Origin of the sequence: Paenibacillus sp. DMB5, from assembly GCF_001517085.1 — a bacterium.
GTDB lineage: Bacteria > Bacillota > Bacilli > Paenibacillales > Paenibacillaceae > Paenibacillus_AQ.
The window spans coordinates 104,904-116,447 of the sequence record NZ_LRAC01000002.1; the positions used below are offsets into that span (position 1 = coordinate 104,904).

Sequence of the window (11,544 nt, forward strand, 5' to 3'; positions counted from 1 at the left end):
GTTCTCCTCCTATTCAAGCCCTTCATAGCTGAACCAGTCGAAATCTGCGTAGTTGCTGCTTTCTGCGCCCTGCGAGCTGGCATACATGCCGATGTACGCCCCGGTAAAGCCTCCGGCCAGATCGGTGCTCAGCACGGTTCCATCCGCCTTTTCATACAGTGCCGTCCACTTGTCCGCCTCGGATGTTCTGTAGTAGAAGCTGTATTCCTGCCCCTTTGCCTGGACTTTGAACTGCACTTTATTCCCGGCATACGGCTTCGATGCGAGCAGCTGCTCACTTCCGCCGCGCCGCTCAATCAGGCGGAGCACCTGCTCGCCCGCATCCAGTCCCAGCTCATAGCGGAAGTGGTAATTCTCATTCTGCAGCAGCACAAGCCCTGCAGCCTCTCCTTCCTGCGCCGGACTGAAGGTCATGTCCGCCGCAGCCCGGAAGCTGAGATGCTGCTGTCTTCTTCCCACAAAGGAAGGGTTGGCTACCTCCGACAGCTTTTCCGGCTTCATCTGCAATCGCAGATGTCCAGGGTTCTTGGTAAGACTCCAGAATTCACCGCGCGGTGTCCGCAGGAAGTTCCAGCTCAGGCCCAGCTCACCGCCGGCAAAATCATCACGAGCCGCAGCTCCGGCCACTTCGTCTCCGGCAGATCCGGTGCAGCAGACTCGAATTCCAGTACGCCTTTACCGGGATTCACTACAGGCCACTCATTCTCCCAGGCTACCGGGGTGAGGAAGGTTTCACGCCCCAGATTGCGGTAATAGCCTCCGCAGGTGCGTGAAGCCAGACAGAACATCCACCAGTCGCCATGCTGGGTCTCAACCAGCTCGCCGTGACCGACGTTGACGATCGGGTATTGCCGGCCGAGATGGCGGTGGGTCAGAATCGGATTAGCCTTGTGTCCCTCATAAGGGCCGGTTACGTTTCTGCTTCTGGCGATCGTTATCGCATGGGTATGCCCGGTACCGCCTTCAGCAATCAGCACATAATACCAGTTGCCGATCCGGTAAATATGCGGACCTTCCTGGGCGTGGGCCACTTTAAGCGCACCCTTCCAGATGCTGATCTTTGGCCCTATCAGCCTGCCTGCCTCCAGGTCAATTTCCTGCAGCCAGATGTCCATATCCTTCGGATAATCCTGGCCTTCGGGCGGTACACGGTTACCGGTATAATACACCTTGCCGTCTTCATCGAAGAACAGCGAGGAATCAATCCCCGGAGCATCCTCCAGCCAGACCGGATCGGACCAGTCGCCGGCGGGATCAGTGGCGGTGACATAGAAGTTATGCTGGTTTTTATCATTGTCCACATAGGTCGTAATCATATAAAAAATCCCCTGATGATAGCGCAGCGTCGGCGCCCAGATGCCCATGGAGGGAATCGTATGGTCGAGATTCAGCTGTGACGGCCGGTCAAGCACATGCCCAAGCTGCCGCCAGTTGACCAAATCCTTACTGTGAAAGATCGGAACGCCGGGGAAAAATTCAAAGCTGGAAGTAACCAGATAATAATCCTCACCGACACGGATAGCGGATGGATCAGGATAGAAACCCGGCATGACCGGATTGCGGAATGTTCTCAATACAAGAAGCCTCCTTAGAAGCGGTAGTATGTAAGCACCACCAATTATAGTTCGCCCAGGTTTAACTTTCTTGCATTTCTCATGCTCTATTTATCCTTTTTTATACTTTCATGCTCTAAATCTGCTATTTCACTGCTTGTCAGAAGCCGATCTGTCACCATAGAATGGGGGTAGCAGGTTTTACACAAAGGGGCGATTTGTTTGGGAAAAAGAAAGCGATTGTACACCCGTTTCTTTATAAGCCTGACCACAATATCCGTCTGCTGCATTCTTGTGCTGGCGGTGGTCATCTTTTTCTGGTACCGGAATATATCGATAGCGAATGTCAACAAAGCCAACCGGAATGTGCTGCTCAATACTGAAACCGTATTCATGAACTATAAGGAAATCGTCCAGAATTACACGATGGATTTCTATGCCAATCCGAACATTAATGCGCTGATGCTCAGCGGGGATACGGGCTGGAGTGACCAGCTCTACAGTGCTTTGAGCCAGATTAAGGGGGCGCTGGTGGTCAACCAGTATTTGGAGAACGCTTATATATTCGGAGTGGATGAGCCGGTTGCGATGTTTGAAAATATGCCGCTGAGCCCGGAATCCAAGCTGCAGCTGGCGGAGCGGATGCGGGATAGCCGGATTGTCGAATCTCCGTTTCTATGGGATGCTGCCCAGAACAATGGCGCTCCAGTAAAGCTGATGACGGTTTTCTATAATGACCGGGCCTTTGCGGACAGTGAATATTACGGGGCTGTTGCTTTAACAGTGAATCTGTCCAAGCTGCAGAACAATCTTTTTACACAGGCTGAAGGGGAAGCGACACGTTATGCTGTGCTGGATGACAACGGTACTGTGCTTATGCACAGTGCGCTTTCCGGTCAGCCGCTGGAATCCGGGATGCTGGAGCAGGTCGTCAAGTCTTCTCCCGGACAAGACTCCTTTGTCTATAAGGGAGCCGGCGAGCCCCGGCTGGTTACCTATGTCTATTCCCTGCAGGATAATCTGTGGTTTATATCGGACACTCCCTATAAAGACAGCATCCGGGATATTTCCAGTGCCCGCAATCTGATGATTACGCTGTGTCTCGTCCTCATTGCGGCGGCAGCACTGGTCTCCGGCCTGATCTCCCGCCGGATGTACCAGCCGATCGGCCGGTTGTTCGGCAACATCCTCCACCTGTCGGGCAATGAGGAGGCGCTGAAGACCGGCAGTGATTTTGCGGCGGCCAGCCAGGAGCTCGAGCTGATCGGGGCACGGCTGAACCAGCTCAAAAAGGAAAGTGACGACAGCGCCCTGATGCGCTGGCTGCTCTCCCCGCGCCGGGCTCCGGACGAGTCGGTCAATCCCAATATGCGCCTGGGAGCAACGGGAGGAGCATACTGCGTCTGCGTACTGGCCGTGTTGGAGGAGGCCCCGGCTGCCGGGCTGCAGCAGATTTGCAGCGAAGCGGTAGAACAGATCCGCACGGGATTCTCCGGATTGGCTGCTGTGCAGGCTTTCCACCCGCATGAAGGGTCGGCCGTCCTGATCCTGAGCGAGCTGCACAGCGGAAGCTTTGGGGATTATGCCCTGTACCGGGATCATTGGGAGTCGCTGGCGGTCTGGCTTACACAGCCCGGTGCCCGCTGCGCACTTGGAATCAGCGGATTGGCGGAGGACCTCAGCCTCCTGAAGCCCAAATACAATGAAGCAGCTAACGGACTCCAGTACGTCAAATTCCATGACCAGCGGAATATTATTTTTGCCGATGATACGATCCACCTGAATAACAGCCCGGTTCCAGACAGTACATTTGAACCGGTGCTGCAGGCGGTCCGACTGCCGGAGCAGCGCAGCCATATCCCGCAGGCTGTGGAACGTCTGCTTGCTGTAGTTACCAGCTACCGGATTGAACAGGCTGCAATCGCCGTTTCGAGGCTTGCCCTGGAGCTGGAACGTACTGCCGGGCTGGGCAGCGATATCCGGCATTCCGGCTTTCTGGATCATTACCAGGTCATCTGGCAGATTCAAAGCTACGGGAAGCTGCGCGGCTGGCTGGAGGAATGCTGCTATACTGCGACCGGACGGATCGACGGCATGAGCGCAGTCCAGTCCAGGAGTATCGCGGCTGAAGCCATCTTCTACATCAGAGAGCATTACAACGATCCAAGGCTGTCGCTTAACTCGCTTGCCGAGAAGCTGTCGCTCAGCCCAGCGTACCTCAGCCGGCTGATCGCCGATGAAGTAGGCAGCAGCTTCCCCGACTTCGTCAATCTGATCCGGCTGGAGCAGGCACAGCTGCTGCTCGTAAACGAGCTTGCGCTGGATATCCGGCAAATCGCTGAACAGGTCGGCTACAACAGCAGCACCTACTTCACCACCCAATTCAAAAAACGGTACGGGGTAACCCCGTCCAAATGGCGGATGAGCCATATTCTGCAGTCGCACGGATAGCAGATTAGCTGGGATAGCACCGTTAGGGCAAATAGTCGGTTAGTGTGGACAGCACGGGTAGCGTGGACAGCACGGGTAGCATCGATAGTACCAATAGTACCAATAGCACCAATAGAACCAACAGCACCAGCACCAACACCTGTAGCACCAGTAGCACATATAGAACCAACAGCACCAACAGCACCAACAGCACCAACAGCACCAACAGCACCAACAGCACCAGCACCAACACCAACAGCACCTGTAGCACCAGTAGCACATATAGAACCAACAGCACCTATAGCACCAATAGCACCGTTTACGCCAATAGCACCGTTAAACGTATCACTTCACGCTACAACAACTACAATGATAAAGGGGATGCTTCCTCAGCCGTAGGCTGTCAGGAGGCATCCCCTTTTGCAGAAGTAACATGAGCCACAAAGAAAGCGGCAGCCGCTGTTCCTGAAGCTGGCCTTCCGGCATCTAAGTGGATTATTGCTACTTAAATTTGTCCTTTTCCGGATTTTACGATCATTAGTTGGAAAAAGCACACCTAATTGCGGCCATAAAGCGTAATGGGAAGGATTCCGGGGAAATTAAGTGACGTTTTTCCACTTCGTTTCTTAATTCCTGGATTCACCGAAGAATTAAGTAGCAATTTTCCACTTAGTCCAACTGGTGAATGCATAACAAGGGGACGCTATATCCGGCAAGCTTCTTGTACTTGCCAAAGCTCATCCGCAATCACCAATCATGCCATTTTATCCGCAAAACAGCCCCCAAAAGCCCCGTTTCAAGCCCAAAAAGCAGAAAAGTGATGGCTTTTACGTTTTTTTAAGCCCGCAGATTCCGTCTTTTTTAACTTTTTCCCGTTTATTTTGATAGCGTTTTCATTTGTCTGCGATTTATGCTTTGCGATGTAAAGCGTGCTGCCAAGGCACGGAAAATATACCGCTACACGAGTTGGCTTACAAATGAAATTTACAGGCGACAGCAACGGAAGGGAAGCCTGGAACTGCATGGAGCGTCGCATCCGCCTTTAGGTTTGGATTTCTACCGTAATCAGCGGCCGGACGTCAGACGCTCCCTGCAGCCTACGCCCCTGCGCCGGCCAAGTAAACAGAAGTCAACTGGTTAAGCGGCACAAAGGAGTGACTGTTAATGATCCAAGAGGCTGCACCCGGAGCACCGGTACGGCAGAGCCCGGTCCCCAAGACTTCCAGAACAGGAAGCCTCCGCAAAACACTGAAGCGGGACAGCTCGCTGTACCTGCTCGCCCTGCCGGGCATCATTATTCTGATCCTGTTCGCCTATCTGCCGATGAGCGGCCTGATCCTTGTCTTCAAGAACTACAACTTTAATGACGGGATCTTCGGCAGCCCGTGGGCGGGCTTCTCCAACTTCGAGTTTTTCTTCTCCAGCATGGAGGATGCTCTGCGTGCAACACGCAACACCGTAATGTTAAATGTGCTTTATATGCTGACCGGCACCTTCTGCTCCGTAGCGATCGCCGTCATTCTGAATGAACTGCGCAGCAAGTGGTTTATCAAGGTGACGCAGAGCGTGATGTTTTTCCCGTATTTTATCTCATGGATTATTATCGGGGCGATTCTCTTCTCCCTGCTGGATTATGACAAGGGGATTTTCAATCAGCTGTTTCAGGCACTCGGTCTAAGTCAGATGGACTGGTATTCCAGCCCGTGGCTGTTCGTAATCATTCTGGTGCTGGCGAATATCTGGAAAAGCGCCGGCTACGGCGCCATCATCTACTATGCCGTGCTGCAGGGGATCGATACCTCCTACTACGAGGCGGCCAAGATCGACGGGGCTTCCCGGTGGCAGATTATTACCAAAATCACCGTCCCCATGCTGATTCCTTCCATTATATTAATGACCCTGCTCGGAATCGGCGGGATGCTGAAGGGCGATCTAAGCATGATTATGGGCGTTACCTTCCTCAATCCGCTGCTGCTGCCGACTACGGACATCATCGACGTCTATGTCTACCGCACAGCCATCCGGTCCGGCGAATTCGGCTTCGCTTCAGCGATTACGCTGTACCAGTCGGTCTTTGGCTTCATTCTGGTGCTGCTGGCCAACAAGCTGGCGGGCTGGTATGACAAAGACAGCAAATTATTTTAGGAGGCCAGAATCATGCCCGCTACTGAAAATAAAGGCCTGCTCGTTTTCTTTTACATCTGCATAGCCGTATTCTCGGTCATCTGCCTTGTACCGTTTGTGCTGGCGGTGTCCGGCTCCCTCTCCACGGAATCGAGAATTGCCGCCGAAGGCTACTCCTTCTGGCCGCGCGGCTTCAGCCTGGAAACGTACCAGTTTCTCTTCGGCTCCAAAGCCGAGCAGATCATAAGAGCCTACTCCATGTCGCTGGTTGTAACCGTTCTCGGTACGCTTACCGCTGTACTGGTGACTACCGCCTATGCCTACGTCATTTCTGTCAAAGGCTTCCGGCTCAAGAACGTTTTCGCCTTCTTTGCCTACTTCACCATGCTGTTCAGCGGCGGAACGCTGCCGTGGTATCTGCTCAGCACCAAATATTATCATCTCGGGGATACGCTGCTCGGACTGTTCATTCCTTATGTACTAAGCGTTTTCCTGATGTTCCTGATGGCCAATTACTTCCGCAGCATTCCGCATGAGATTGTGGAGTCAGCGCAGATTGACGGCGCGGGCCACCTGAAGATCTTTTTCAGCATTATGATTCCGCTCGGCCGGGTCGGGCTGGTCACCATCTCTCTTTTCTACGCGCTGCAGTTCTGGAATGACTTCTATCTGCCGCTGATGCTGGTAACCGACCAGGAGCTCTATACGATCCAGTATCTGATGTACAACATGATGGCCAACATCCAGTTCCTTGCTTCCGGCAACGCCGCACAGGTTGGAGGCGCGATTATCGCTCCGCCGCTCGAGACCGCCAAAATGGCCATGACCTGTCTGACCGTTCTGCCGATTGCTATTCTGTACCCGTTTCTGCAGGGCTTTTTTGTCAAAGGGATTGTGGTCGGTTCAGTCAAAGGCTGATTCCGGCACCATGCCCCCGTATGGATTGCTACAGGCTTGTGCCCCCGTATCCCGACTTGTTGTACAATGGAAAAGGGAGCACAGCCGCTGCAATATATGCTTCATGAGTACATTCTAGTTCAGGAGGGTTCATCATGAAAAAGAAAAAAGGTTGGTTAAGTCTGCTCCTCTCCGCTGTGTTCCTGTTAAGCGCCTGCTCTCAGGGCAATAATGAAAGCGCTAACTCAGGTACCTCCGGTAATACTGGCAGCACTGGCAGTGAAGGAACAACACCTGCAGCTACAGCAGACAGCGCAAACAACAGCAGCACCCTGGCACCGGCCAAGCTGAAGATCGTCCTTTACGGCGATGAGTCCAACCGGATGAAGGAGCTGGCGAAGTCCGAGTTCTACGATGTGATCAAAAAAGAGATCAATGCCGAGGTGGAATTCCAGTTCCTGCCCTGGACCGAATACGGCGGCGGCAAAACCGACCTGATGCTCTCTACAGGTGAGGATTTCGCCACCTATACCGATACCAATTACATGGTAAAATCAGTAGCCAAAGGCTTGTACACCGATCTTACCCCCTATGCTGCAGCTTTGACGGACCTCAGGGCAAATGTGGATGAAGCTTCCTTTACCGCCTTCCTGCTGGACGGCAAGCAGTATGCGATCCCTGTAGGCAACAAACCGAACTCCGCCGAATTTTACAGCGTGCTGGTCCGTCAGGATCTGCTGGAGGAGGCTGGTATGACCCAAGTGACTTCCCTGGCAGAGCTGGAGGAGTTCTATGACAAGGCGCATGCCCTCCATCCCGAGCTCATCGGCTACGCCGGTACGGATGCCCGCAGAATGCTGCAATACGACTTTACCGACAAGAATCTCTTTTGGCAAAATGATTTTATCGCCCTTGATGAATCTATGCAGGACGATAAGATTATCAGCTGGTTTGAATCTGAGGAATTCAAAACCTATGCGGGCCTGATGCGCGGCTGGTATGATAAGGGTATTATTCCTAAATACGCCGCCACCAACGTGCCGCAGCTGCAGTCCGACTGGAACTCCGGCAAGGCGATGTTCTGGGCCGGAACGGCAGCCCGTCCGTTTGAAGGTGCGGCTACGATTTCCCAGGCTGTCCCTGACGCCAAGCTGGTCAACTATTTCCTCGGCACCGGCCGTCCAAAAATCAGCCGCGGCACTTACAGCACCGCCTTCTTCGTCTCCGCCGCAGCCAAGGACCCTGAACGGTATCTGATGTTCTTCAACCTGCTGCAAAAGAACCAGCAGCTGTATGACCTGTTCGCCTATGGAATTGAAGGCACTGACTACACCCTGGATGCGAACGGCCGCCTGACCAAAATCAATACAGACTCACTCATCCCCGACTGGCTGCTGATGAACAAAAACTTCATCCGCTTCGACAACACTGTGCCTGATGATTTCATCGCCGAATACAAGGCATGGGATGACGGGGCAATCATCTCCAAGGGTGCCGGCTTTAACTTTGACAACACACCGGTCAAAAATGAAGAAACCAAGCTGAACGGTGTATTCACCGAGTACCTTGCACCGATCGGCAGCGGCTTCAGCGATTATGAGACTGCCTTCCCGAAAGCGCTGGAGCGCCTGAAGGCAGCGGGTATCGATAAATATATCGCCGAGTACCAAAAGCAATTCTCGGAGTGGTACGCCAAGCAGGCGAGATAGAGACTGGTTTAGTACACATCCGTAGCGGAATCAAGTTTTATTAAAGAACACAGCAAACAGCGTGCCCGGACGTACAGGGCACGCTGTTTATTTAGAACAGCGAGAGCTTACCGGTTCAGCAGGCTTCCGACATATTTCAGCAGCTCGTTGGCGCAGATCGGGCAGTAGTTATGCTCCTCGATCAGGCGTCTGGACACCTCATTAATCCGCTTCAGCTGGCTTTCATCCGGTGTTTTGGACGAGGTGGTGATCTTCACGATATCCTTCAGATCGGCAAACAGCTTCTTCTCAATCGCTTCGCGCAGCCGGTCATGATTGTTGTACTCGAACTTTTTGCCCTTGCGGGAATAGGCCGAGATGCGGATCAGAATCTCCTCACGGAAGGCCTTTTTGGCATTTTCGGAGATACCGATCTGCTCTTCAATCGAACGCATCAGCCGCTCATCCGGCTCCATCTCCTCATCCGTAAGCGGATCGCGGATCTTGGTCCAGTTGCAGTAGGCCTCGATATTGTCGAGGTAGTTCTCGAACAGCGTTTTGGCCGACTCCTCAAAAGAGTAGACGAATGCCTTCTGCACTTCGCTTTTGGCGAGAATGTCATATTCCTTGCGGGCAATGGAAATGAAGTTCAGGTAACGCTCGCGTTCTTCTTTTGTAATCGAGGGGTGGGAATCCAGTCCGTCCTTGATCGCCCGCAGCACATCCAGCGCATTCATGCACTGCAGGTCGCCTTTGATCAGGGCGCTGGAAATCCGGTTAATGACATACCGCGGATCAATACCGGACATGCCTTCATCCAGATACTCGGACTGCATTTCTTTCAGATCGGCTTCCTTGTAGCCTTCGACCTCTTCGCCGTCATACATCCGCAGCTTTTTGATCAGGTCCATCCCCTGCTTCTTGCTCTCTTTCAGCCGGGTCAGGATGGAGAAAATCGCAGCGGCCCGCAGGGCATGCGGCGCAATATGCACATGCTTCATATCGCTCTGGCCGATCAGCTTGGCGTAGATTTTTTCCTCTTCCGATACTCTCAGGTTGTATGGAACGGGCATAACGATCATGCGGGACTGCAGCGCCTCGTTCTTTTTATTGGAGATAAAGGATTTGTACTCCGTTTCGTTGGTGTGGGCCACAATGAGCTCATCCGCACTGATCAGCGCGAACCGCCCGGCCTTGAAATTCCCTTCCTGGGTCAATGACAGCAGGTTCCACAGGAACTTCTCGTCGCATTTCAGCATTTCCTGGAACTCCATCAGGCCGCGGTTGGCCTTGTTCAGCTCCCCGTCGAACCGGTAAGCGCGCGGATCGGATTCCGAGCCGTATTCCGTGATAGTCGAGAAGTCGATGCTGCCGGTAAGGTCGGCAATATCCTGGGACTTGGGATCAGAAGGGCTGAAGGTTCCGATGCCGACACGTTCCTCTTCCGATAAAATAACGCGGGTGACCTTGACCTGTTCAATATCGCCGTGGTAATCATTTCTCAGGCGCATCTGGCAGGACGGGCATAAATTGCCTTCGATGCGCACCCCGAGCTCCCGTTCGATCTCCGGACGAAGCTCCAGCGGAATCAGGTGCAGCGGCTCCTCGTGCATAGGGCAGCCCTCAATCGCATATACGGCGCCGGCATCGGTACGCGAATACTGCTCCAGGCCCCGTTTTAACAGTGTAACCAGAGTCGATTTACCGCCGCTGACCGGCCCCATCAACAGCAGAATCCGTTTGCGGACGTCGAGCCGGCGGGCAGCGGAATGGAAATACTCCTCCACCAGCTTCTCCACCGCACGGTCAAGCCCGAAGATCTCCTGCTCAAAAAACTTATACCGCTTGCGTCCGTTGATGTCCTCTACGCCGTGTGATTTGATCATGTCGTATACGCGGGAGTGAGCCGTCTTAGCGGGAGAGGGGTCTTTTCTCAGCAGTCCTATATAGTCCTTAAAGGTGCCGCTCCACGCCAAACGGTCATTCTCAGCCCGATACGAAGCTATACGCTCAAAAATGTCCATTGCTCGCTGCCTCCTCTTGCGCTCCTACTTGCTCGATTGGCTTTAAAAGTGTATTACATACCTATGCGGGGAGCCCGGAATAGTTGACCTCTTTTTTGCTGTGCTATAATAGAGAATCATTATGAATCATAGAACTTCACATATAACGTTAACTACCTCAACCCATGAATCTGTATAGTGCACAGGAGTGACAACGATGGCAATCAAGCATGAAACGGAGCTGTATGCTCCTCTTAAGGCTTACTTTGAACGGTATGGCTACTCAATCAAGGGTGAGGTGCGCACCTGCGATCTGGTCGGCCTGCGCGAGGGTGAGGATCAGCCGCTGATTGTGGAGATGAAAAAAACGTTCAACCTCGCCCTGCTGCTGCAGGGGGTTGAACGTCTGCGTCTCAGCCCCAACGTCTACCTCGCCGTCGAACGCGTCCGTGATAAAAAAGGCGCGGTGAACCAGCGCTGGGGCGAGCTCACCGGGCTGTGCCGCCGGCTCGGCCTCGGGCTGATCACCGTCGTCTTCTACAAGACGAAGGCTCCACTCGTTGAGGTGCTCGCGGAGCCGGGCGACGCGCCGCCTCAGGTGCGCAGCGGCGCACGGCGGCGCGAGAAGCTGCTTCTCGAGTTCCGCGAGCGCAGCGGGGACTACAACACCGGCGGCAGCACGCGCGTCAAGCTCGTGACTGCCTACCGCGAGAAGGCGCTGCGCGTGGCACTCGCGCTGCAGGCCGCTGAGGCCGACGCTGCGCTCGGCCTCGCTTCGGGGCGGCGCGGGCGGAGCGCGCGCGCGGGCGAGCGCCGGGGCGCCTGCCGATGGCCGGCCGCTGCGCGCCG

Annotated in this window: 9 protein-coding genes; 5 read left to right on the forward strand and 4 right to left on the reverse strand. The window is 54.0% G+C overall.

The window, feature by feature from the left end; genetic code table 11:
• Positions 1–9: 9 nt before the first annotated feature.
• Positions 10–627: a hypothetical protein gene (locus AWJ19_RS37495; RefSeq protein ID WP_347231076.1), complete on the reverse strand. Its 618-nt coding sequence runs from the start codon at positions 625–627 to the stop codon at positions 10–12.
• On the reverse strand, positions 576–1,574 hold the full coding sequence (locus tag AWJ19_RS37500) for a glycoside hydrolase family 43 protein (RefSeq protein WP_347231077.1): 999 nt from the start codon (positions 1,572–1,574) through the stop codon (positions 576–578). The genes AWJ19_RS37495 and AWJ19_RS37500 overlap by 52 nt, the downstream gene beginning before the upstream one ends.
• Positions 1,575–1,775: 201 nt before the next feature.
• Here AWJ19_RS37500 and AWJ19_RS00455 point away from each other — a divergent pair, with 201 nt between their 5' ends.
• Positions 1,776–4,004, forward strand: coding sequence for an AraC family transcriptional regulator (locus AWJ19_RS00455; RefSeq protein WP_128083465.1), 2,229 nt, complete (start codon positions 1,776–1,778; stop codon positions 4,002–4,004).
• 22 nt (positions 4,005–4,026) lie between these two features.
• Here the strand turns inward: AWJ19_RS00455 and AWJ19_RS35005 are convergent, their stop codons facing one another.
• On the reverse strand, positions 4,027–4,233 hold the full coding sequence (locus AWJ19_RS35005; RefSeq protein WP_198536438.1) for a hypothetical protein: 207 nt from the start codon (positions 4,231–4,233) through the stop codon (positions 4,027–4,029).
• 914 nt (positions 4,234–5,147) lie between these two features.
• Here AWJ19_RS35005 and AWJ19_RS00470 point away from each other — a divergent pair.
• The 3 genes from AWJ19_RS00470 (at position 5,148) to AWJ19_RS00480 (ending at position 8,713) form a co-directional block, all read left to right on the forward strand.
• Positions 5,148–6,128 (forward strand): ABC transporter permease subunit, encoded by a 981-nt coding sequence (locus AWJ19_RS00470; protein WP_082707625.1) that lies wholly within the window; start codon positions 5,148–5,150, stop codon positions 6,126–6,128.
• 12 nt (positions 6,129–6,140) lie between these two features.
• Positions 6,141–7,025 carry a carbohydrate ABC transporter permease gene (locus AWJ19_RS00475; RefSeq protein ID WP_068720592.1) on the forward strand — a complete coding sequence of 295 codons (885 nt, stop codon included), beginning with the start codon at positions 6,141–6,143 and terminating at the stop codon, positions 7,023–7,025.
• 134 nt (positions 7,026–7,159) lie between these two features.
• Positions 7,160–8,713, forward strand: a complete 1,554-nt coding sequence (locus AWJ19_RS00480; RefSeq protein WP_068720594.1) for a DUF3502 domain-containing protein — start codon at positions 7,160–7,162, stop codon at positions 8,711–8,713.
• Positions 8,714–8,820: 107 nt separating this feature from the next.
• Here the strand turns inward: AWJ19_RS00480 and AWJ19_RS00485 are convergent, their stop codons facing one another.
• Positions 8,821–10,716 carry a PrkA family serine protein kinase gene (locus AWJ19_RS00485; protein WP_068720599.1) on the reverse strand — a complete coding sequence of 632 codons (1,896 nt, stop codon included), beginning with the start codon at positions 10,714–10,716 and terminating at the stop codon, positions 8,821–8,823.
• A 196-nt stretch (positions 10,717–10,912) separates the two neighbouring features.
• Here AWJ19_RS00485 and AWJ19_RS00490 point away from each other — a divergent pair.
• The coding region (locus AWJ19_RS00490; RefSeq protein WP_082707626.1) for a DUF2161 family putative PD-(D/E)XK-type phosphodiesterase at positions 10,913–11,544 on the forward strand (632 nt) is incomplete at its 3' end.